Source organism: Vogesella sp., from assembly GCF_046297735.1.
Classification (GTDB): domain Bacteria; phylum Pseudomonadota; class Gammaproteobacteria; order Burkholderiales; family Chromobacteriaceae; genus Vogesella; species Vogesella urethralis.
On record NZ_JBKBHK010000011.1, the window covers coordinates 85725 to 107980 of the forward strand.

The following is a 22256-nucleotide window of genomic DNA, read 5'->3' on the forward strand; positions in this document are numbered from 1 at the left end:
TTGGCCGCAGCCCATGCTGCGGCCAACGCATATCGACACTGCCAGACGAGACACACACATGAAACTCGCTACCTATCAGAACCAGACCCGAGACGGCCAGCTGCTGGTAGTCAGCCGCGACCTTAGCCGTGCCGTGGCCGTGCCGCAGATTGCGGCCAACCTGCAAGCTGCGCTGGATAACTGGGCGCAAGCGGAACCCAAACTGCAGGAAGTATACGCCGCGCTGAACCAGGGCGAGGTGGCCGGCGAATTCGCCTTCGACCAGGCGCGCTGCCATAGCCCGCTGCCACGTGCCTACCAGTGGGCCGACGGCTCTGCCTACTTGAACCACGTGGAGCTGGTGCGCAAGGCGCGTGGTGCCGAAGTGCCGGCCAGCTTTTATACCGACCCGCTGATGTACCAGGGCGGTTCCGATGCCTTCCTGCCGCCGCGTGCCGGCATTCCGCTGCGCGACGCCAGCTGGGGGCTGGACTTCGAAGGGGAGGTGGCCGTGATTACCGGCGACGTACCGCTGGGTGCCGATGCGGCCGAGTGCGCCAAGCACATCCGCCTGCTGATGCTGGTAAACGATGTGACGCTGCGCAACCTGATCCCCAACGAGCTGGCCAAGGGCTTCGGCTTCTTCCAGAGCAAGCCGGCTACCGCCTTCTCGCCGGTAGCGGTCACCCCCGACGAGCTGGGCGACGCCTGGCAAGACGGCAAAGTGCACCTGCCGTTGCTGGTGGACTACAACGGCGCCTTCTATGGCAAGCCCAACGCCGGGGTGGAGATGCAGTTCAACTTCCCGCAGCTGGTGGCGCATGTTTCGAAAACCCGCGAGTTGGTGGCTGGCTCCATCGTCGGCTCCGGCACCATTTCCAACCGCGATCGCAGCGTAGGCAGCTGCTGCCTGGCCGAACAGCGCATGATCGAGATCATCGATAGCGGCGCCGCCATCACCCCGTTCATGAAAGTGGGCGACAGCGTGCGTATCGACATGCAGGATGCCAGCGGCGCCAGCATCTTCGGTGCCATCGAGCAAACCGTGGTGCAGCATGGCTGAGGCGGCCAACGTTGGCCGCGTGCTGTACGGCTACTTTCGCTCCTCGGCCGCCTACCGCGTGCGCATTGCCCTTAACTTGAAGGGCCTGGCGTACCGGCAGGCGCCGGTGAGCCTGGTGAAGGCCGAGCAGCGCAGCGCCGAGTTTCTGGCGCTGAACCCGCAGGGCCTGGTGCCGGCACTGCAAGATGGCGATGTGCTGCTGACCCAGTCACTGGCCATTTGCGAATACCTGGACGACGCCTACCCGCACACTGCCCCGCTGCTGCCTGCCGATCCCGTGCTGCGCGCCAGCGTACGTGCCGTGGCGCAGGCCATTGCTTGCGACATCCACCCGGTAAACAACCTGCGCATTCTCAATTACCTGAAAGACGAATTGGGGCAGGACGAAGCAGGGCGGAACCGCTGGTACCGCCATTGGGTAAGCGAAGGCTTTGCCGCGCTGGAAAGCCTGCTGGCCGCCCAGCCGGGGCCGTACTGTTTTGGCGACAGCATCACGCTGGCCGATGTGTGCTTGCTGCCGCAGGTGTTCAATGCCCAGCGCTTCAACGTAGACATGGCGCCGTACCCGAGGTTGGCCGCCATCGCCGACACGCTGGCCGAGATATCGGCCTTTGCCGACGCCCACCCGTCAGGGCAGCCGGACGCTTTCTGAGCCGACGCCCACCCGTCAGGGCAGCCGGACGCTTTCTGAGCCGACGCTCACCCGTCAAGGCAGCCTGACGCTTTCTGAGCCGCCGCCCAAGTCAACAGCCCAGCCATCGTTCCACGGTTGGGCTTTTGTTTGGCGTGGCAACGTTGGTGAATTGTGCGAGCAAAAACAGACGGTGCGTCAGACCGAGACTGAGCGGCTCATGCCGTGCAAGGCTGTCGAAGCGAAATCATCGCTGGCGGTCTGCAACCAGAACAAAATCACTGCCAGCAGCCTTGCTGCCACGACCTCTGCGGGTTTTTACGCATTTTTCCATAAATGTCTTGACGTGCTACGCTGCGTCTGCTTTAATGCGTGTCTCTGATGCAGCGCGACAGCGTTGAGCAAGAAGGCCAATTAGCTCAGTTGGTAGAGCAACGGATTGAAAATCCGTGTGTCCGTGGTTCGATTCCGCGATTGGCCACCACCAAACCTTGCCGGTTCATCCAGTCAGATGCAGGCCAATTAGCTCAGTTGGTAGAGCAACGGATTGAAAATCCGTGTGTCCGTGGTTCGATTCCGCGATTGGCCACCAAATTAGAAACCCCCAGCAACCAAGTTGCTGGGGGTTTTGTCTTTATGTACGTCATTTCTTCCAAGTAAAACTGCGTGGATTGCATACTGCCGTAACAGCACGGTAAAGCCGGAGGTTTTTACCGTACAGGTGAGCACGCTCATGCATAACATACTGCTTTGCTTTTGTATTGCTATTCTGAACTGTTTCCAAGCTGGGTCTTGCCATTATTTCTTTTGCAATTGCAGCCAGGCTGTCATTCTGGACGCCAGCTTTACCCGCATTGATAGTATTTCATATTAAATAACTTATACAGTTTTGGCTGACGCTGCCAAAACCTGCCAGGTAGTCAGAACTCATGTTGCAAGCTATCGAAATCCGCATGCAGCTGTTGCCATCAAGAGGTCTTGCATTGGTATGACTGTCTGGCAGATAAGTATGGCGGGTGGTTCATGTGAGCGTGAGTGCGTGCCGACTGTGGCATTGCGCCCTAAAGGGGAAGAGTCTTGCAAGTGTAGTACGCCATTTTGTAGAGAATCCATGGTTTATTGAAATAATATTTCATGTTTTTTGTGATTTTTGGTGTGTGGTGGTGTTTTTTTTTCCAAGAATAAAACATTTTCACCTTTTGTGGTTTTTGCTGCATCGGCCGCAGGGGTGGCAGTGAGCACAGCCCTGGTGGAGCATGCTTAGTGTTGGCTATGTCACCTGCGTGAAAAAAACTTATGAAGACTGGCTAAGCAATAGTTTTGGGGGGTAAAATGTTTGGTCTGCGGCGACCCATGCGTTTTCTCTGTTTTGGTTTTAAGAGAGTCTATCGTATGGTGTTGCAACATTGTTATGTTTGATGGTGCTCGTGTGAACTGCTTATTCGGCGGTATGGAGTGCGTAATGTGTGGGGGGGGTATTGGCCATGCACAATGAGTCAGCAGCAACCATCGCCTTGCCTCTGAATGTGGCAGTGCTGGCTTCCTGCTTGCAGCGCGCTCCTCGCTGTGTCGAGATTGAGCTACAAGGCTAGACGGCAGCGTATTGGCTTGAGGGGCGTCGGCTGTTTGGGCATTGTGAGCGCCGCCGCCGATTGTAACAGTGTGATGATGGTCGAAAACCGATCGTATTGGCTATATGCGGCCTTTGTATAGTTAGGTGCTTCCTGTTTATTTTTAACGCTAAGATGCCGGCAGTGCCTGTTGTCGTTTTAAGAGGAAGGTATGCTTTTGGCGACTAACTCAATTCGCCTCGTTAATATTGGGCTGCGTGCAATTACCTTAGGTACGCGCTTCTTATTTATTTTCTTTTTGGCAAAATATCTAGACCCGACATCGGTAGGGTATTACGGAATATTCACGGCAACCGTCGGTTATGCTATGTATTTCGTAGGGCTGGATTTCTATACCTATGTCTCACGTGAGATATTGAAGGTTTCACCTGATAGTCGGGGGCAGCTGCTGAAAGGTCAATTGGCACTTTCGGGTTGGCTTTATATTGTTCTAATACCATTTGCCTTGTGGTTTTTTTCCGAAAACAATTGGCCGAGCTATCTAGTGTTTTGGTTCTTGCCCATTCTGGTGCTTGAACACTTTAATCAGGAAATGTCTAGGCTACTCATTACGCTATCTGAACAGCTTACATCCAGTGTAATATTGTTTATACGCCAAGGAAGCTGGGCCATCGCCATTATTGCGCTTATGTATATGGATACCACTGCGCGCAACCTTAACGTAGTAATGGTGATGTGGGCGATTGCAGGTTTGGCAGCAGCAGGTGCCGGAGTATGGAAGTTGAGGCAGCTGAAAACCGGTGGCTGGCACTTGCCAATCGACTGGCGCTGGATAAAAAAAGGCATACGCGTCAGTATTGTTTTTTTAATTGCTACACTGGCGTTGCGTGGTGTGCAGACATTTGACCGCTACTGGCTTGAAGCCCTTGGTGGCATAGAAACGGTGGGTGCTTATGTTTTGCTATTTGGCATAGCGGGTACGTTGCTAACTTTTCTTGATGCAGCAGTTTTTGCATTTGCTTACCCGGCACTTATACGGCTTCATCACGAAGACAAGCCTGATGAGGCCAGGAAACAAGTTGGAGTATTGTTTTGGCAGACGGTCGGTTTGTCAGTCATGTTTGGCATTACTAGCTGGCTGGTTTTACCTTACCTCTTAATTTGGATTGGCAATCCGCTTTACCTGCAAGCAGCGCATTGGTATCCATGGCTGCTTCTGGCTATGGTGCTTAATGCAGTTGGTATGGTGCCGCACTATGCCTTGTATGCCTGCGATGTTGATAAGCCAATTATCCAGAGCCATATAGCCGCTTTGCTAGTGTTCGTTTTGGTAACCGCAACATTCAGCCAGTGGCTTGGCTATCAGGCAGTATTCTTGGGTCTCAATGCTGCCTTTGCATGCATTCTGCTCTGGAAGGCCGTTTCTTATTTTCGACTGTTGCAACACCAGGCAGTCAGTAAAAATTGCCCACGATGATTTAACACGGGAGCATTCATGATCCGCTACGGTCAACAAGACATTAATCAGGCTGATATTGACGCTGTGATAAGCGTTTTAAAATCGGTCAATCTTACACAAGGGCCTGCCATTCCCGCCTTTGAACAAAGCGTGCTAGATTTTACTGGTGCCAAATACGCAGTTGCTGTCAACAGTGCGACATCGGCACTCCATATAGCATGTATGGCACTTGGTCTGGGCCCTGGTGATCAGCTCTGGACCACACCTAATACTTTTGTGGCATCTGCAAATTGTGCATTGTACTGTGGCGCACAAGTCGATTTCGTCGATATTGATCCGCTTACGTATAATCTCTGCCCAATCAAACTGGAAGAAAAATTGATTGCGGCAGAAAAGAGCGGCAAGCTGCCTAAAATTATTGTGCCAGTACATCTAAGCGGCCAACCATGCGACATGGCAGCTATTCATGCACTAGGCCAAAAATATGGTTTCAAGATAATTGAAGATGCGTCGCATGCTATTGGTGGTCGCTACAAGGGTGAGCCAATCGGTAACGGCCGATACAGTGATATAACAGTATTCAGCTTTCATCCAGTAAAGATCATTACAACGGCTGAAGGTGGTATGGCACTTACCAACGATGCCGTGATTGCCACGCAGCTTGGCCTTCTGCGCAGCCATGGCATCACCCGCGATCCTGAGCTAATGACAAAACCATCAGACGGCCCCTGGTATTATCAGCAGGTAGCGTTAGGTTTCAACTATCGTATGACAGACATGCAAGCCGCGTTGGGTGTAAGCCAGATGTCACGTCTGACCGAGTATGTAAAGCGTCGCCACGAGATAGCAGAGCGCTATAACCAACTACTGGCAGGCTTGCCGATTACCCTGCCATGGCAACATGAAGACAGCTACAGTGCTTATCACCTTTATGTTATTCGCCTGCAGCTAGATAAAGTCGCAGTCAGCCACCTGCAGGTATTTGAGGCCCTGCGTGCCAAAGACATCATGGTCAACTTGCACTACATTCCGGTGCACACCCAGCCTTATTACCAGGCTATGGGTTTCAAACAGGGAGATTACCCCGAAGCCGAGCAGTACTACCGCGAAGCTATCAGCATCCCTATGCACCCCACCTTGACACAGCAAGAGCAGGATTTTGTTGTGGCATGCATCAAAGAGGCAATCGGCCTGTGAAATTAGCGGTGATACCGGCACGCGGTGGCAGCAAGCGTATTCCCCGCAAGAATATCAAGCCTTTCTGTGGCAAGCCGATGATTGCGTGGTCGATAGAGGCTGCCCGTCACTCAGCGTGCTTTGACAAAATTATCGTATCTACCGATGACGATGAAATTGCCACGCTAGCTAGCCAGTACGGTGCTGAAGTGCCGTTTATGCGGCCTACTGAGTTGTCTGATGACCATACTGGCACCATTCCGGTGATTGCCCATGCTATTGAATGGATCAACCAACACCAAGGCCCTGTCGATTTAGCCTGCTGTCTGTATGCCACCGCCCCATTCGTCAGGGCGGAAGACCTGCGCCGTGGCATGGAGCAGCTACAGCAAACCGGTGCCGATTACGCTTTCGCAGTTACCAGCTTCCCGTTCCCCATACAGCGCGCCATACGCATTACCCAGCAGCAGCGCGTAGAAATGTTCGCACCGCAACACTTCAATACCCGGTCGCAAGATCTGGAAGAAGCATTTCATGATGCCGGGCAGTTCTACTGGGGCAAAGCTAACGCCTGGCTGGCCGGTACCCCGCTTTTTTCACCGCAAGCCACACCGGTATTACTACCTCGCCACCGTGTTCAAGACATCGACACCTTGGAAGACTGGCAGCGTGCCGAGTGGTTGTTCAAGGCCATGCAGGTACAAACAGAGCAGGCCGAGCCATGAGAGTATGCTTTCGTGCAGATGCCTCCTTGCAGATAGGCAGCGGCCACATCATGCGCTGCCTCACCCTGGCTGACGCACTTGCGGCCAACGGTGCTGATTGCCGTTTCATCTGCCGGGCTCACGAAGGTAACCTTATTGCATTCATTCGTGCCAAAGGTTACCTGGTACATGAACTGCCAGTAGTTGCACAAGACAACACCGTGTCATTGCCAGGCGCTGAGCCAGCCTGCCAGCCAGAGCCGGTACATGCTCACTGGCTGGGGGCCACCCAAGCCCAGGATGCAGAAGCCTGCGCGATGCTACTGTCACAGCAACGTGCCGACTGGCTGATAGTGGACCATTACGGTATCGATGCGCGCTGGCAACAAGCACTGGCACCCTATTACCACCGCCTGATGGTGATTGATGATCTGGCAGACCGTCAGCATCTGTGCCACCTGCTGCTGGACCAGACATACGGCCGGCAAGCAGAAGACTACCGCCCCCTGGTACCTGCTGATTGCCAGGTGCTGGCCGGGGCACATTACGCCTTATTGCGCCCCGAGTTTGCAGCGTTAAGGCAGTACAGCCTGCAGCGCAGAGCCACGCCGGCCATGCGCAGACTGCTGCTTAACATGGGCGGCGTAGACAAAGACAACGCCACCGGGCAAGTATTGCAAGCACTGCGCCACACAGCGCTACCGCCAGACTGTCAGATTACCGTGGTAATGGGCCCCACCGCGCCGTGGCGGCAGCAGGTAGCCGAACAGGCCCGCACCATGCCGTGGCCCACGCAGGTACTGGCAGGCGTCAGTAATATGGCGCAGTTGATGGCAGAAAGCGACCTGGCCATTGGTGCGGCCGGTGCCACATCATGGGAGAGATGTTGTTTGGCTTTGCCAACTGTGATGGTCACCCTGGCAGAAAATCAACTCACTATTGCAAATAATCTTTCTACATCTGGTGCAGCAGATTTAATTCTTTTGACTGACCTCCAAGATCTCGCAACTGTTTCGTTGTTCGGTAATTTGGATGCGCTAGCTGAAATGAGTGTCAGGGCTGCTGCTGTTACGGATGGTTTAGGTGTGCTGCGCGTACTTAATTATTTACTGTCAGATAATCATGAAAATCAGTGTACTGTGTAGTGATAAAAATCATCCTGTCAACTCGTATCTGGAAAAATGGGTTGAGCAAAAGCGGTCATTGCATCAGATCGAATTGGTTCGCAGGAAGAAAGACTTGTCAGGTGGCGATATTCTATTCCTGATTTCCTGCGCAGAAATAGTAGATGCCACAGACCGTGCCGCGTACCAATCCACGCTGGTTTTACATGCCAGTGATTTGCCACGTGGCAGAGGCTGGAGTCCGCATATCTGGAATATTATAGAAGGTGCGGAAGAGGTTACGCTCAGCTTATTGGAAGCCAATGATAAAGTAGATACCGGCAGAATATGGAAAAAAATGAGTTTTCCAGTGCCCAAGCATGCCTTATGGCATGAAATAAATGCCAGCCTATTTGAGGCTGAAATTCAATTAATGAATTATGCGGTTGATGAATTTCATACCGTGGAACCCGTGGAGCAAGACTTGTCGGTTAAGTCAAATTATTATCGGTTAAGAACGCCAGCCGATAGTGAGATTGATCCGCATAAATCGCTAGCCAGTCAGTTCGATGTGGTACGGGTGTGCGACCCGAATCGTTTTCCTGCCTTTTTCGAGCTGCATGGAAAAAAGTACAAATTGATCTTGGAGAAGTACGATGACTAAATGCATAACTATCGCCGGACGCGAAATTGGCACAGATTTTTCTCCTTATATCATTGCCGAGATGTCTGCCAACCATAATGGTGATATCAACGCTGCCTTTCGTATTATTGAAGAAGCCAAACGTGCTGGTGCTGACGCTATAAAAATTCAAACCTATCGTCCAGACACCATCACACTACAGTCAGACTTGCCAGACTTCCAGATCAATGATGGCTTATGGGCCGGCAGAACGCTTTATGACCTGTATGAATGGGCACATACGCCCTGGAGCTGGCACAAGCCGCTGTTCGAGCATGCCCGCCAGCTTGGCATTACCATTTTCAGCTCCCCGTTCGACCATACCGCGGTAGACCTGCTGGAAGACCTCAACGCCCCGGCGTACAAGATTGCGTCTTTCGAAGCAGTAGACCTGCCCTTGATCAAGTACGTTGCCAGCACCGGCAAGCCGATGATCATTTCCACCGGCATGGCCGACGCCGAAGAAATCCAGGAAGCCATCGATGCTGCACGCAGCGGTGGCTGCCAGCAACTGGCCGTTCTGCACTGTGTCAGCGGCTACCCGGCACCGGCGGAAGACTACAACCTGCGCACCATCCCCGACATGATCAACCGCTACGGCCTGGTTACCGGCTTGTCCGACCACACGCTGGATAACACCACCGCCATTGCCAGCGTAGCCATGGGGGCGGCCATCATCGAAAAGCACTTCACCCTCAACCGTAACGGTGGCGGCCCAGACGACAGCTTCTCGCTGGAGCCGGCAGAAATGGCAGCACTTTGCCGCGACAGCAAAACCGTCTGGTCGGCACTGGGCCGGGTGGACTATGGCCGAAAATCCAGTGAGCAAGGTAATGTGAAGTTTCGCCGTTCACTGTACTTCGTCAAGGATATGAAAGCCGGCGACATCATTACCGCAGACTGCGTGCGCAGCGTACGGCCTGGTTTTGGTTTGGCGCCAAAGCACCTGGATGCCATTTTGGGTAAGCGCATCTGTGGTGACGTTGCCATGAATAGCCCGGTGACCACTGATATTGTGGAAGGCATGTAGGTGCACTACCAAGGTAAAGCTGCATTTCTGATCAGCAAACCGTTGCAGCTGATGATTTCGCTATGCATCGTCAGACAAGGTATTTGGGATGAAAAGCCTGTATTCATCATCCTGGATGCCTTCTGTGGTGCTAGCTCGGTAGCAGATCGGCTGTTAAGTGCGTTTGCAGACTTACAGCAGCCGGTCTTTTTCAAGCACAGAAATCAGGCTTTTCAGTATGTCAAGCAGAAAGCCTTTGATCACTTTTTTATTGATAGTGATATAGGTGTAAAAAACTACCTTCTGCTGCTACAGCAAAAAATAGCCAAGCCTAGCTTGATGATTCATGTCTACGAAGAAGGCGTTGGCACATATCGCGATGATCTTTATCAGGGTCTGAAACAACGTATGCTATCTGCACTTGGTGTTGGAACATTCTTTGGTGGTAGTGCAGTAGTTAGTAGCATCTTCGTATATGATGATGAAGAATACATGTTGAAGTTTCCAAATAATAAGCACAAAGTAAGGAAAATTTTAGAACCACTACTGCTGTCTGTTCGAAGGAATTATTCGGTTCTGTGTGAGGTTTTTGATTATCCAGGATTGCCTGATGTGCCTAGTAAAAGCCGTGTTTGTAATTTTTATCTGAGCGGCTGGCATCTTGATAAAGACTTCATTTCGAGTATTGTTGCGTCGGATAGTTTGTTTTTTGTAAAGCCGCACCCTCACTCCAAAGATGAAATATATCTTCCTAGCTTATATGTTCTAAGGGGTGGCGTTCCGTTTGAGTTGATTGTGGTTTGTGCTTTGAAGCTCTTTAATGTTGTTCGTGTTTATCATGTTAATTCTAGTGCTCAAAGATATTTAGATGATAAGGCAATTGAATTTCTGCCATTGTCTGATTTTAAGTAATTTTGCTTTTTTTGGGAATTTTTGTGTTCCGCATGGTGGCTTAATGGAAAATGCTAATTTATCAAATCTAAAGAAAGTGCTGAAGACTCTCTTTAGGTTTTCTTGGCTACCTTTCGCATCTTGTATGTTTCTGCTTTCTTTTGATTTGAAGTATGATGCTGTAGGTGTTTCTTTTCTTGTTTCAATGTTGATTAATATATTTATTATTTGTTTTTTGCAAGAAAAGTTGCCTGCCGTAAGTCTTATTTCTGTGTATTATCTGTTTTCGTTGCTATTCTTGTGCTTGGTGCCGTGGCTGCATTATTCGGCAGGGGTTTATATATGGCGCCCTCGACCTGTAGATGGATGGACATATTTTTTCTTGAATGCTGTCATCTCATTTTCTGGTTTTTTGGTTTTGGTCTCGTACATTTTTGGATTTTCGCGGACAGTGGGATTTTGTTTTCCCAGATTAGAGGAGTCTCCTCGTCATCCCAAAAGGCTTTTGCTAGTTGCGATTTCATCTGTTAGTTTTTTTGTTTTGTTATATCTGAATGATTTTTCCATAATCCAGCTCATGTTTCGCGGGTTGGTAGATGAGGCTAGGGCTGTGGTAGTAGAGTCATCTGCTCTTTCATTGATTTTGGGAATGACTTCTCGGTTGCTGCCGGTTTTTTGTTTTTTGTATGCGATCACTGCAGGGTCATTCTCACGATTTTTAAAGATCTATTTATTTTTGATTATGTTCTTTTCAGTATTTCCTACGGGTGTGGCTAGGTATCTTGTTGCATTCGCGTATATACCAGTTTTTCTTGTTCTCATTCCAGCTCTGCGGAGATCATCTGTTTTTTCTGTACTTTTAATTTTCTCGGTTTTGTTTTTTTTCCCTTTTTTGGATCAGTTTAGGTACTTTTCAGGATGGTCTAATTTGAGTTTTATGCCATCGCCAGAGTTTTTCTATGCGGCCCACTTTGATGCGTATGAAAACTTTGCTAGTGCTTATGAGAGTAAATTCGTAACTCACGGATATCAACTTGTGGGGGCGTTGCTATTTTTCGTGCCTCGTGTTTTTTGGAGTGACAAGCCAGTAGGTAGTGGGTATGAAATGGCAAATCAATTGGGGTATTCTTTTAATAATATATCTATGCCTTTTCTTGCCGAAGGCTATGTTAACTTTGGCCTGCTTGGTGTTTTTGTTTTCTCCTTGTTTTTAGGATATGCTCTCTCGAGATTGGATAGAAATTTTGTAAGATCGGTATTGGTCGAACGTGGCGCTAGTTTTTCATTAGCAGTCTATTTTTATCTTATCGGTGCTTTGTTTTTTATGTTGCGTGGTGATTTGCTCTCATCTACTGCATTTATTGCGGCAGGCTTGGTTTCAGCGATTACTGTAAAACAATTATGCAAAAGAGCATGAGAAATACTGAGGATAGCGTGCTATTGAATGCATCGAACCTCCATGTCGGCGGTGGGGTTCAAGTAGCCACATCGCTGATTGGTGAGTTGACGCGGATGAGCGCGCTGCCGCCTTCGCTGGTGATCTGGGCGTCTGCTGCCGTGGACAAGAATTTGCGTCAGCTGGGTTACGATTTGAGCGCCTTGCCAGCCTATGAGGTTGTTAATAGCCATGGCATCCGCTTGTTGCGTTCGCCGTTGCGCCACCGTTTTCAGGCTTTTGGTGCGGTTTTTACGGTGTTCGGGCCTTTGTATGTGTGGAACCTTGCAGGTGTTAATATCACTGGTTTTGCGCAGTACTGGATCATTCAACCTGGCCACGAGATAGATGTGGGTATGGGCTGGCGCGAGCGTTGGCTGAGCCGTTTGCGCTTTAAGGTACAAGCCGCTTTTTTCCGTCGCGCCGATCACCTGGTGGTGGAGCTGGATCATGTCCGTGATGGTTTGCTGCGGCAGGGTATTGGCAAACCTGCTTCCATCAGCGTGGTGCGCAACTGTCTGGCGTCGCTGTACAGTCAGCCTGCAAGCTGGCAGCCGGTAGCTGTGCCCGATAGTGACGCCGACATCAAGCTGGGTTTTGTCGGGCGTAATTACGCGCACAAAAATACCCGTATTTTCCCCGCAGTTATCGACGAACTGCAGCAGCGCTACGGTATTCGTGCCAGCATTTACGTAACCTTTACACCGCAGGAGTGGGCGCATTGCGACGAGGCGTTTCGTCGCAAGGTGATTAATGTTGGCCCGTTGTTCGTGGCGCAATGCCCGTCTTTCTACCAGCAGATGGATGCCGTGTTGTTTCCCAGCTTGCTGGAGTGTTTTTCGGCTACTCCGCTGGAGGCGATGGCGCTGGAAAAACCGCTGTTTGCCGGCGACCGGCCGTTTAACCGCGATGTGTGCCAGCAGCACGCGTATTACTTTGACCCGCTTTCTGCGGCATCTGCCGCACAGGCTATTGCACAGGTGTTTTTGGCCGGTGGCCCCAAACCGGGTGCGATGGCGGCTGCACGCGAGCATGCGTTGCACTTCTCTAGCCCCAAGCAGCGGGCAGAACAGTACCTGTCGCTGCTGATGCAGGCAGCCAGCAACAAACACGTTGAATTGAAGGAAACCTGATGTTTACAAACAAGATTTTGCTTATTACCGGTGGTACCGGCTCTTTTGGTAATGCCGTGCTGCGCCGCTTTCTGGATTCCGATCTGAAGGAAATCCGCATCCTGAGCCGCGATGAAAAGAAACAGGATGACATGCGTAAAAAGTACAACAACCCAAAGATCAAGTTTTATATCGGGGATGTGCGCGATTACCAATCGGTGCTGAACGCGGTACGCGGCGTGGATTTCATCTACCATGCTGCGGCGCTGAAGCAGGTACCGTCTTGCGAGTTTCACCCGCTTGAGGCAGTGAAAACCAATGTGCTGGGTACCGAAAACGTGCTGGAGGCGGCTATCAACTGCGGTGTACAGCGTGTGGTGGTGCTGAGCACTGACAAGGCGGTTTATCCGATCAACGCGATGGGTATCAGCAAGGCGATGATGGAGAAAGTGGCGGTAGCCAAGTCGCGCAGTAGTAATCACACCGTGATCAATGTGACTCGCTACGGCAATGTAATGTGTTCGCGTGGTTCGGTCATTCCGCTGTTTGTTAATCAGATCCGTGCCGACCAGGCCATTACGATTACCGACCCGGCGATGACACGTTTCATGATGACGCTGGATGATGCGGTGGACTTGGTGCTGTATGCCTTTGAACATGGCAAACCGGGCGAGATTTTTGTGCAGAAGGCGCCAGCGGCAACTATCGAGGTACTGGCCAAGGCGCTGACAGGTTTGATGGAGAAGCCGCAGCATGAGGTGCGGGTGATTGGTACCCGTCATGGCGAGAAGCTGTACGAGGCCTTGCTTAGCCGTGAAGAAATGGTGGCGGCTCAAGATTTGGGTGGCTACTTTTGCGTGCCGCCAGACCTGCGCGACCTGAACTACGGCAAGTATGTGGAGCAGGGTGAGCTGAAGATCTCTGCAGCAAGCGATTACAATTCTCACAATACCACGCAGCTGGATGTGCCTGGCATGCAGGCCTTGTTGATGAAGCTGGGCTTTATGCAGGCGACGCTGCGTGGCGAGGTGGTAGAGGCGGAGGAGTAACAAGGTGATGCAGCCTGCCCGACATGTGTTGATTACTGGTGCCAATGGTTTTATTGGCAAAAACCTCGTCGTGCGCCTGGGGGAGCTACCTGCCTACTCGGTGCTGACGTTTGTGCGTGGCGATGATGAGGCGCGCTTGCCGGCGTTGGTGGCCCAGGCCGATGCGGTCATTCACTTGGCGGGTGAAAACCGCCCCAGCGACGAGGGGGCGTTTGAGCGGGTGAATGCGGGCCTGACGCAGGCGCTGTGCCATGCCATTACCAGGCACATACAGGCTGGCGGGCGTCAGGTGCCACTATTGCTGGCGTCGTCGTCTCAGGCCGAGCGTGACAACCCGTATGGGCGTAGCAAGTTGGCCGCAGAGCAAGCGGTACAGCATTTGGCAGATACCACGGGAAACCCTTGCGTGGTGTACCGTTTGCCTGGGGTGTTCGGTAAGTGGTGCCGGCCGGATTACAATTCGGTAGTAGCCACTTTTTGCCATAACATTGCGCGCGGCTTGCCTGTGCAAATCAACGACCCGGCGGCGAGTGTCAGGCTGGTGTATGTGGATGATGTGATCTCCACCATGCTGGCGGCGCTTGATGCGCCGGCTAGCGGTTTGGTGCTGGGGTCGGTGCAGCCGGAGTACCGCATTACAGTGGGCGAATTGGCTGAGCAGATTCGCCGCTTTGGCGATTGCCGTGCCACTTTGCTCTCTGAGCGGGTTGGAACCGATCTGACGCGAGCGCTGTATGCCACCTATGTCAGCTATTTGCCGCATGAGGGTTTTGCGTATGAGGTGCCACAGTATGCAGATGCCCGCGGAGTGTTTGTGGAGATGCTGAAGACACCTGATTGTGGCCAGTTCAGCTACTTTACCGCTCACCCCGGGGTGACGCGTGGCGGCCACTACCACCATACCAAAACCGAGAAGTTTCTTGTCATCAAAGGCAAAGCCCTGTTTCGCTTTCGCCACTTGCTGACTGAGGAGCTGATAGAGCTCGAAACCTCTGGAGACAAGCCTGTGGTGGTGGATACCATACCCGGTTGGGCTCACGATATTACTAATGTGGGTACAGATGAAATGGTGGTGATGCTGTGGGCGAATGAGAATTTTGATCGTCAACGGCCCGATACTATCGCTAGCAAGGTCTGAAAATGAAAAAATTGAAAGTAATGTCGGTAGTAGGTACACGGCCGGAAATCATTCGTCTTTCTCGCGTTCTGGCAGCACTGGACGCGCATTGTGAGCATGTACTGGTACATACCGGTCAGAACTATGATTATGAATTAAACCAGGTTTTCTTTGACGACCTGGGGGTGCGTAAGCCTGACTATTTTCTGAATAGTGCTGAAGGCAGTACTGGTGCGGCCAACACTATCGGTAATCTTATTACGTCGGTTGATGCCGTATTGGCTAGCGAGCAACCCGATGCCATGCTGGTGCTGGGTGATACCAATAGCTGTTTGTCTGTCATTCCCGCTAAGCGCCGCAAGGTGCCGATTTTCCATATGGAGGCGGGTAACCGCTGTTTTGACCAGCGTGTGCCAGAGGAAACCAATCGCCGCATTGTTGATCACACGGCCGATATCAATCTGACTTACAGTACGATAGCGCGTGATTATTTGTTGCGCGAGGGGCTACCGCCAGACCAGGTTATCAAGACAGGCAGCCCGATGTTCGAGGTGCTCCATCACTATATGCCGCAGATCAAGGCATCAGACGCCTTGGCGCGTCTGGGGTTGCAAGCCGGGCAGTACTTTGTGGTGAGTGCTCATCGCGAAGAAAATATCGAGTCTGACAAGTCGTTTGCAAAACTGGTAGCTGTGCTGAATGCGGTTGCAGAAGATTTCAGTCTGCCTGTCGTGGTATCAACGCACCCTCGTACCCAAAAGCGGGTAGATTCGACGGGTGCACAGTTTCATCCGCTGGTTCGGTTGATGAAACCCTTGGGCTTTCATGATTATGTTAACTTGCAGTTGCAAGCCAAAGCGGTGCTGTCTGACAGTGGCACCATCAATGAAGAGTCGTCAATCCTGAACTTTCCTGCCTTGAACCTGCGTGAAGCACATGAGCGTCCGGAAGGTATGGAAGAAGCTGCCGTCATGATGGTGGGACTGGAGGTTGATCGTGTGCGGCAAGGTTTGGCCATTCTGGCGACTCAACTACGAGGCGCAGACCGCAGCTTGTGTTTGGTAGCGGATTACAGTGTGCCAAATGTCAGTGATAAGGTTGTGCGTATCATCCACAGTTATACCGATTACGTTAAACGCGTTGTATGGAAAATGTACTGACCTTAGTCTGTGCCAGGCGCTTGCAAAAGCACTGATCGTTGTCGATTTTGCCCGCCCCTGACAGTTCTGATGTTTTGCAAGCTGTGTACCGTATGGCAATGCCGCTTTCCTAGCTTGAAGGGAGCGGCATTTTTGCGAATCAACACACACTTCCCAACCTGTGGATGAGGCACGGCACGTATGCCTTTTTGGTGCTATAACTATCGAATTGCATATTCTGCTTGCGGATTATGTTTGTGCCTCAAACACAGGTAACATACGGCAGCTGCAAGCTGGTCTGTGGTTGGCATTGCCCGCCACATGGTAGCTAGATGACAAAGTCCTAGGTGGCGGTTGCCGCCTCTTGCTGTATCGAGAGCGTGGGTTGAGCCTGGCCAAGCTAGCGTTTGGCATGATGCTGCCCGCACGGGTCTGTGCTGTCACGATAGATAACCGTTTCTATTATAAATTTTGTGCACTTCGTGCGCCCCAGATGTTGGTCTAACAAACTGATACTTCATGCTCCATCTGCTGTGGAAGCTGACGTGTTGTATTGTCGGTATACCTATCTTTGATCGAGCAGCTTCGGGGTATGAATTTCTTGACGATGCGGTATGGCGGATAAATGTGCTGATTAACTTTGTAGCCATGTATGGCCTGGGCTTGTTTTTTTGAATGGCTGAAATGAATTTTGCCAAATTTTATGATGTGTTCGCTTCTTCCGCAAGAAACCAACAGGTTTTTGATAGGTACTATTATAAACTTCTGGGTTTGAATTTCTCTGCATTTTGGGGAGTGCCACGACCTTCAAAATGGGCAAAGCGACATTTTGCTTTATTGTCGGTGATGAGAATTTTCGCGCCAATCATCTCAGTGCTCTGGTGCTACTTTTTTGCTTATTTATTTATTTTTGCTAAATTTTTCTTTGTATTTCTCAAATTAAGAGATGTGCACTTTTCTGAGGCTGGGAAAACGGTTGCACTTGCTATCTGTGATCGTAGTTGTATCGTTTTGAGTCGTGAGTTGAAGGTGTCGTCGCTTGAACGAGAAGTGATATGGCTCGTGCCTGACGGCGTTTCACTTTCAGCAGCTACATTGAAAAACTTGTCGTCAACCCCGGTATTGGCATCCTCGGTATTAAGCCGATCGGAAATTTTTGAAGCTTTCGTTTTTTCTTTAAAAGCACATGCGTTGCTTGTTAGCCAACTTGGAACTAGGTTGGGCATGCAAAGCTATATTTTGCCGAATTGGGCAATTTTTAATTTCTCACTTGTAAAACTGTCCCCGTCTTTGATTGCCACTGCTGAGCATCATGATCGCTGGGCAGTGGCTGCTGATTTTTACTGTGCGGAAATGGATGTTGGCGTTTCTGGTGCTGGCATTATGCTTGTGCAGCATGGCTTAGAGCATGCAGAGACTTATCGTGCTATTGCGGATCTGACTGGTAATGTGGGTTTGCCCTACCGATTAAAATTTGTCAGGCAGTTATATTTGTATAACTTGGATCAGAGAATTATCTTTTTTGACCATATCATATCTGACCTGGTCGATCGTCAGTGTGTAGTACTGAAGCGTATTTCCAGTTCAATGCTGCTATCTTCAGTGTCTGCTGATAGAACATCGATATTATTTGTCGGGCACCCAATTTGCGAAGATTTTCATATGGCAGTTCTTGCGGAGCTTGCGGGCAGATATGATCTGAACTTTTTCTACAAACCACATCCTGCAGCAAAAGAAAGTGCAAAAGTGCGTGATGCCGATTGGGAAGTTATCAATGATGCTAGCTTTTTTCCAGCGGTAAATTTTATCATTTCATACCCTTCGACCTTAGTTGCTGAGTATGATTTTTATAATATCCCAGCTGTAGTTCATGCAATAGATGCGAGTAATGCAGAAGTTAAGCAAGTAGTCAACAGTATTCAAGTGATGGTTGATAGCGCCGCGGTATAGTCGTGATGACGTGGTGTGGTAGTGACATAATTATTTTAAATAGTGTGTGCCAAATTTTGGCATGCGTCGTGGAATTATAAAAGTGGCCAAGGCTGCTGGTGGGTTCAGGTGAGTGTAATGAGTAACAAGCGAGTGTGTACCCAATGTGTGATGGATAGTAGTGATCCTCACATTATATTTGATGATAATGGGGTGTGTGATTATTGTGATAATTTTGAGAAAAATATAAAAACAAATTGGAATCCTAGCCAGGGTAATCCTGCTGCTCTAGAAGAAATGGCAGATGCCATTCGTGTAGCAGGCAAAGGTAAAGATTTTGATTGCATCATCGGTCTTAGCGGTGGGCTTGATAGCTCTTACGCAGCATATATAGCAAAAGAAAAAATGGGATTGCGCCCACTTCTGTTCCATGTAGATGCAGGCTGGAATACAGATCAAGCGGTAGGTAACATAGAAAAGCTTGTAGATGGGCTGGGTCTTGATCTTTACACGGAAGTAGTAAATTGGGAGTCGGTTAAGAGAATGCAACTTGCTTTTCTTCGTTCAGGTATTCCTGATCAAGATCTTGTCCAAGATGCAGCATTCTTTTCTGGGCTTTATAAATTTGCCCGTCAACACAATATCAAGCATATTATTACGGGGTCTAACTTTTCGACAGAGTGTTGCCGTGAGCCAGAAGAGTGGGGCGGGTATTTAGGTATCGATAAAACCCTATTCGGTGATATTTGGAAACGTTTTGGAGATGGTAAACCCAACGATTTTCCGTTGGTAGATATTCTTGTTTACAAGTTGCTTTACCAGCGTGTCATGGGGATGAAAGTGCATCATCCTTTGAATCTCGTGCCGTTCTTCAAAACAGATGCGGAGAATGAGCTAGAAAAGCTTTTTGGTTGGAAGCGTTTCCAGCATAAACATCATGAGTCTAGGTTTACCCGATTCTACGAAGACTATTGGTTGCCGCGTCGTTTTGGTTACGAGAAGCGGCGAGCACATTTTTCCAGTTTGATTGTGACTGGCCAAATGACTCGTGATGCTGCGCTTGATCGGCTCTTACAACCTGAGATGGATGAGCACTTTTTGAAGCAAGAATTCGAGTATGTTGCTCACAAGCTTGGTATTAGTGTGCATGAGTTACAGGAAGTCTTTGACTTGCCCAAAAAAACCTATAAAGACTACAAGAACAAGCGCTGGATGATTAATATGGGTGCCAACCTGATGCGCTTGTTAGGTATGGAAAAAAGGTTCTTCAGATGATTAAGATCGTAGACTATGGAGTGGGCAACATTCAGGCATTTCTTAATCTTTTTAAGCGTTGTGCCATAGATGCAGTAAGGTCTGATGGGCCAGATTCACTTGATGAGGCAACACGGCTTATTCTTCCTGGTGTAGGACATTTTGATCATGCCATGGCTAGGCTTAATGCTTCCGGTCTGCGCGGTAAGCTTGAAGAAATGGTTTTAGAAAAGCAGGTGCCCATTATGGGCATATGTGTTGGCATGCAAATGCTTGCGGACTCTTCTGATGAAGGGAGTCTGCCAGGTCTTGGCTGGATACCTGGAAAAGTGAGAGCTTTCGCAAATAATCCGACTACCTCTGTTTTGCCAATGCCGCATATGGGGTGGAATAATTTAAGCGCCGTCCCGGGAGCTAAGATTTTTTCTCGGGGCTTTGACGATGTTCCCCAGTTTTATTTTTTGCACTCTTTCTATTTTGATGCGGAAAATAAAGGCGATGTATCGGCAACAGCCGAGTATGGTATCAATTTTGATGCGGTGGTTTCTAAAGGGAATATTCATGGTGTTCAGTGCCATCCAGAAAAGAGCCACCGCTGGGGTGAGCAGCTGTTGAAAAACTTTGTGGAATTGTAATTTATGCTGAGACCCCGCATCATCCCATGCTTGCTTCTTCACCAGGGTGGGCTTGTAAAGACACAGTTATTCAAAGATCCAAAATATGTAGGTGACCCTATCAATGCGGTGCGTATTTTCAATGAAAAAGAAGCTGATGAGCTGATGGTTCTTGATATCGATGCGACGGTTAAGGGTGTAGAGCCAGACTTTGCATTGCTTGCCAAACTCGCCGCAGAGTGTCGTATGCCTTTATGTTATGGCGGTGGTGTTACTACTGCACAGCAGGCTGTACGAATCATTGATATGGGCATAGAAAAAGTTGCCGTAAGTAGCGCAGCTATTACTGACACGGGTTTACTGACTGAAATGGCAGCCGCGGTTGGCCGCCAGTCTGTTGTAGTCGTGCTTGATGTGCGGAAGAAAACAGGCTTTTTCAGCAAAGGTTATGAGGTTTGTAGTCATAACGGGAAGCGTACACACAAGCTGGATCCCATTGCTTTGGCGAAAGCATGTCAGGATGCGGGAGCGGGTGAGGTCGTTATCAATTCCATAGATCGCGATGGAATGATGAATGGTTACGATCTGGATTTTGCAAGCATGATTAAAAAGAACTTGAATATACCTGTAACATTCTTGGGTGGTGCTGGTTCGCTTGATGATGTCAGTAAATTGATTAGTCATCTGGGTGTTGTTGGAGCAGCGGCTGGCAGCTTGTTTGTTTTTAAAGGAAAGTACAGGGCTGTTCTGATAAACTATCCTGATCAGCAGCAAAAATTAAAGCTGTGCCTTGATGTAATGAAAACTGGTGTGTGCTAGTTTTTAATATGAAGCTTGGGTGGTGTGTTTGGTATTTGCAACTTGTATTTGCAGATATTCAAGCGAGACTGGTAATTTGATATGCAATTTGTTTTGATTGCTGATACTTTCCCGCCATTGCGCAATTCTGGCGCGGTCCAACTACGCGATCTTGCAAGAGAATTTGTGCGGCAGGGGCATGAGTTGACAGTGCTGCTGCCATCTGCCGATGTTAGAGGTGCTTCCCTCTCGGAGGAGTTGGGAGGAGTTCGTGTCCTGCGTTTACAGGCACCTAAAACCAAGGACATCGGCTATATCAGACGGACGCTTGCTGAGTTCATCATGCCGTTTGCCATGCGCCGGCAATTGTCCAGTTCTGTGCTGGCTGATGAAAAGTGGGATGGTGTTATCTGGTATGCGCCTTCCATTTTTCATGGCCCACTCGCCAAATTCTTGAAGCGCAAAAGTCGCTGCCGTGGCTATCTGATCATTCGGGATATTTTTCCGGAGTGGGCGGTAGACATGGGGTTGATGGGCAAAGGTTTGCCTTATTGGGTGTTTCGCCTGATAGCGAGTTACCAGTATGCGGTGGCCGATATTATCGGTGTGCAAACTCCGGGGAATATCAAATACTTCGAGAATCAACGTCAGCAGCGTGGCAAGGTGGTCGAGGTTTTGCAGAATTGGCTAGATAAACCTGCAAGTAACCCATGCTCCATCAAACTGGATAACTCGCTGTTAGCAGGTAGAAAGCTGTTTGTTTATGCCGGCAATATGGGCGTGGCGCAGGGTATGGACATTATGCTGGAGCTGGCTCTGCTGCATCAGCATAATACCGATGTGGGTTTCGTATTTATCGGGCGTGGTAGTGAGGCCGCTCGCCTCCGCATTCGTGCTGGTGAGTTGAAGCTGGCCAATGTCCTTTTCTACGACGAAATCGACCCTGACGAAATTCCGGACCTCTACTCGCAGTGCGCGGTAGGCTTGGTGGCTCTGTCACCTTTGCACAAGTCGCACAATATTCCAGGTAAGTTCCTGACTTATATGCAAAGCGGATTGCCTGTTCTGGCGAATATCAATGCCGGCAATGATCTTGCTGGCATGATTCGTAACGAGCAGGTGGGCGAAGTGTGCGAGAGCAACAATATTTACGAGTTGTATCAGTTATCTTGCCGTTTGCTGGAGAGGCTGGAATCTGATTCGGAGATGGCAGTACGGTGTCGTAAGCTTTTTGATCGTGAGTTTGCTGTGAAAAAAGCTGTCGAGCAGATTGTTGCGGCACTTGGCTAGCATCTTTTGGCATAAAAAAAATCGCCCCTCGGGGCTAATGCCAGTCAGTTAGCGCTGACTGGCGTTTTTTTGGCTAGGAGATTGTTGTGTTTGAAGAGTGCTAATGTGTCCGCTATGCGGACGATAATTATGTAATGACCCACTAAAAACCTGCACAGGTCATAATTCACACAGGAGCATGTGATGAGTATGACCATGGAAGACGACATCAAACGCTGGACCGCCAAGCGCAAAGCCGCGCTGGTGATGGA

The 22256-nt window shown here is 49.9% G+C and carries 19 protein-coding genes and 2 tRNA genes; all 21 read left to right on the plus strand.

Annotation, left to right across the window (positions count from 1 at the left end):
• Nucleotides 1-58: 58 nt before the first annotated feature.
• A complete protein-coding gene (locus tag ACK4FZ_RS13445) occupies nucleotides 59-1042 on the plus strand; it encodes a fumarylacetoacetate hydrolase family protein (RefSeq protein WP_409821677.1) in 984 nt (327 codons plus the stop codon).
• On the plus strand, nucleotides 1035-1694 hold the full coding sequence (gene maiA / locus ACK4FZ_RS13450; protein WP_409821679.1) for a maleylacetoacetate isomerase: 660 nt from the start codon (nucleotides 1035-1037) through the stop codon (nucleotides 1692-1694). The genes ACK4FZ_RS13445 and maiA overlap by 8 nt, the downstream gene beginning before the upstream one ends.
• Nucleotides 1695-2081: 387 nt before the next feature.
• Nucleotides 2082-2157: transfer RNA gene (locus tag ACK4FZ_RS13455), tRNA-Phe, on the plus strand.
• A gap of 32 nt (nucleotides 2158-2189) precedes the next feature.
• Nucleotides 2190-2265, plus strand: a tRNA-Phe gene (locus ACK4FZ_RS13460).
• 1190 nt (nucleotides 2266-3455) lie between these two features.
• Nucleotides 3456-4721 carry a lipopolysaccharide biosynthesis protein gene (locus tag ACK4FZ_RS13465; protein WP_409821681.1) on the plus strand — a complete coding sequence of 422 codons (1266 nt, stop codon included), beginning with the start codon at nucleotides 3456-3458 and terminating at the stop codon, nucleotides 4719-4721.
• A gap of 18 nt (nucleotides 4722-4739) precedes the next feature.
• Nucleotides 4740-5900: a UDP-4-amino-4,6-dideoxy-N-acetyl-beta-L-altrosamine transaminase gene (gene pseC, locus ACK4FZ_RS13470; protein WP_409821683.1), complete on the plus strand. Its 1161-nt coding sequence runs from the start codon at nucleotides 4740-4742 to the stop codon at nucleotides 5898-5900.
• Nucleotides 5897-6604, plus strand: coding sequence for a pseudaminic acid cytidylyltransferase (pseF, locus tag ACK4FZ_RS13475; RefSeq protein ID WP_409821685.1), 708 nt, complete (start codon nucleotides 5897-5899; stop codon nucleotides 6602-6604). The genes pseC and pseF overlap by 4 nt, the downstream gene beginning before the upstream one ends.
• A gap of 50 nt (nucleotides 6605-6654) precedes the next feature.
• The gene (gene pseG / locus ACK4FZ_RS13480) at nucleotides 6655-7728 is read left to right on the plus strand and encodes a UDP-2,4-diacetamido-2,4,6-trideoxy-beta-L-altropyranose hydrolase (RefSeq protein WP_409821687.1); all 1074 of its coding nucleotides are present in this window, start codon (nucleotides 6655-6657) and stop codon (nucleotides 7726-7728) included.
• Nucleotides 7706-8350, plus strand: coding sequence for a formyltransferase family protein (locus tag ACK4FZ_RS13485; protein WP_409821689.1), 645 nt, complete (start codon nucleotides 7706-7708; stop codon nucleotides 8348-8350). Before pseG ends, ACK4FZ_RS13485 begins: the two co-directional genes overlap by 23 nt.
• The gene (pseI, locus tag ACK4FZ_RS13490; protein ID WP_409821691.1) at nucleotides 8343-9398 is read left to right on the plus strand and encodes a pseudaminic acid synthase; all 1056 of its coding nucleotides are present in this window, start codon (nucleotides 8343-8345) and stop codon (nucleotides 9396-9398) included. Before ACK4FZ_RS13485 ends, pseI begins: the two co-directional genes overlap by 8 nt.
• Nucleotides 9399-10289, plus strand: coding sequence for a hypothetical protein (locus ACK4FZ_RS13495; RefSeq protein ID WP_409821693.1), 891 nt, complete (start codon nucleotides 9399-9401; stop codon nucleotides 10287-10289).
• 43 nt (nucleotides 10290-10332) lie between these two features.
• Complete coding sequence (locus ACK4FZ_RS13500) at nucleotides 10333-11685, plus strand: hypothetical protein (protein ID WP_409821695.1); 1353 nt, start codon at nucleotides 10333-10335, stop codon at nucleotides 11683-11685.
• Between the two features lie 23 nt (nucleotides 11686-11708).
• Nucleotides 11709-12836, plus strand: a complete 1128-nt coding sequence (locus ACK4FZ_RS13505; RefSeq protein WP_409821697.1) for a glycosyltransferase — start codon at nucleotides 11709-11711, stop codon at nucleotides 12834-12836.
• Complete coding sequence (locus ACK4FZ_RS13510; RefSeq protein WP_409821699.1) at nucleotides 12836-13864, plus strand: polysaccharide biosynthesis protein; 1029 nt, start codon at nucleotides 12836-12838, stop codon at nucleotides 13862-13864. Before ACK4FZ_RS13505 ends, ACK4FZ_RS13510 begins: the two co-directional genes overlap by 1 nt.
• A gap of 7 nt (nucleotides 13865-13871) precedes the next feature.
• On the plus strand, nucleotides 13872-15002 hold the full coding sequence (gene wbjC / locus ACK4FZ_RS13515) for a UDP-2-acetamido-2,6-beta-L-arabino-hexul-4-ose reductase (protein WP_409821717.1): 1131 nt from the start codon (nucleotides 13872-13874) through the stop codon (nucleotides 15000-15002).
• Between the two features lie 2 nt (nucleotides 15003-15004).
• On the plus strand, nucleotides 15005-16141 hold the full coding sequence (gene wecB / locus ACK4FZ_RS13520; RefSeq protein WP_409821701.1) for a non-hydrolyzing UDP-N-acetylglucosamine 2-epimerase: 1137 nt from the start codon (nucleotides 15005-15007) through the stop codon (nucleotides 16139-16141).
• 663 nt (nucleotides 16142-16804) lie between these two features.
• Nucleotides 16805-18070, plus strand: a complete 1266-nt coding sequence (locus ACK4FZ_RS13525; RefSeq protein ID WP_409821703.1) for a hypothetical protein — start codon at nucleotides 16805-16807, stop codon at nucleotides 18068-18070.
• A 117-nt stretch (nucleotides 18071-18187) separates the two neighbouring features.
• Entirely contained in the window at nucleotides 18188-19324 is a 1137-nt protein-coding gene (locus ACK4FZ_RS13530) for an N-acetyl sugar amidotransferase (protein ID WP_409821705.1), read from the plus strand.
• Nucleotides 19321-19938, plus strand: a complete 618-nt coding sequence (gene hisH / locus ACK4FZ_RS13535) for an imidazole glycerol phosphate synthase subunit HisH (protein WP_409821706.1) — start codon at nucleotides 19321-19323, stop codon at nucleotides 19936-19938. The genes ACK4FZ_RS13530 and hisH overlap by 4 nt, the downstream gene beginning before the upstream one ends.
• A 3-nt stretch (nucleotides 19939-19941) precedes the next feature.
• Nucleotides 19942-20736, plus strand: a complete 795-nt coding sequence (locus ACK4FZ_RS13540; RefSeq protein ID WP_409821708.1) for an AglZ/HisF2 family acetamidino modification protein — start codon at nucleotides 19942-19944, stop codon at nucleotides 20734-20736.
• Between the two features lie 81 nt (nucleotides 20737-20817).
• Complete coding sequence (locus ACK4FZ_RS13545; RefSeq protein ID WP_409821709.1) at nucleotides 20818-22005, plus strand: glycosyltransferase family 4 protein; 1188 nt, start codon at nucleotides 20818-20820, stop codon at nucleotides 22003-22005.
• Nucleotides 22006-22256 lie beyond the last annotated feature (251 nt).

Bases quoted from the DNA above. Each gene is read 5' to 3' on its own strand.
- wbjC (WP_409821717.1), top strand. From the start codon at position 13,872: ATGCAGCCTGCCCGACATGTGTTGATTACTGGTGCCAATGGTTTTATT.
- pseG (WP_409821687.1), top strand. From the start codon at position 6,655: ATGCGCTGCCTCACCCTGGCTGACGCACTTGCGGCCAACGGTGCTGAT.
- ACK4FZ_RS13500 (WP_409821695.1), top strand. From the start codon at position 10,333: ATGGAAAATGCTAATTTATCAAATCTAAAGAAAGTGCTGAAGACTCTC.
- ACK4FZ_RS13445 (WP_409821677.1), top strand. From the start codon at position 59: ATGAAACTCGCTACCTATCAGAACCAGACCCGAGACGGCCAGCTGCTG.
- ACK4FZ_RS13540 (WP_409821708.1), top strand. From the start codon at position 19,942: ATGCTGAGACCCCGCATCATCCCATGCTTGCTTCTTCACCAGGGTGGG.
- ACK4FZ_RS13530 (WP_409821705.1), top strand. From the start codon at position 18,188: ATGAGTAACAAGCGAGTGTGTACCCAATGTGTGATGGATAGTAGTGAT.
- pseI (WP_409821691.1), top strand. From the start codon at position 8,343: ATGACTAAATGCATAACTATCGCCGGACGCGAAATTGGCACAGATTTT.
- ACK4FZ_RS13485 (WP_409821689.1), top strand. From the start codon at position 7,706: ATGAAAATCAGTGTACTGTGTAGTGATAAAAATCATCCTGTCAACTCG.
- ACK4FZ_RS13525 (WP_409821703.1), top strand. From the start codon at position 16,805: ATGAATTTTGCCAAATTTTATGATGTGTTCGCTTCTTCCGCAAGAAAC.
- pseC (WP_409821683.1), top strand. From the start codon at position 4,740: ATGATCCGCTACGGTCAACAAGACATTAATCAGGCTGATATTGACGCT.
- ACK4FZ_RS13545 (WP_409821709.1), top strand. From the start codon at position 20,818: ATGCAATTTGTTTTGATTGCTGATACTTTCCCGCCATTGCGCAATTCT.
- maiA (WP_409821679.1), top strand. From the start codon at position 1,035: ATGGCTGAGGCGGCCAACGTTGGCCGCGTGCTGTACGGCTACTTTCGC.
- ACK4FZ_RS13510 (WP_409821699.1), top strand. From the start codon at position 12,836: ATGTTTACAAACAAGATTTTGCTTATTACCGGTGGTACCGGCTCTTTT.
- wecB (WP_409821701.1), top strand. From the start codon at position 15,005: ATGAAAAAATTGAAAGTAATGTCGGTAGTAGGTACACGGCCGGAAATC.
- ACK4FZ_RS13465 (WP_409821681.1), top strand. From the start codon at position 3,456: ATGCTTTTGGCGACTAACTCAATTCGCCTCGTTAATATTGGGCTGCGT.
- hisH (WP_409821706.1), top strand. From the start codon at position 19,321: ATGATTAAGATCGTAGACTATGGAGTGGGCAACATTCAGGCATTTCTT.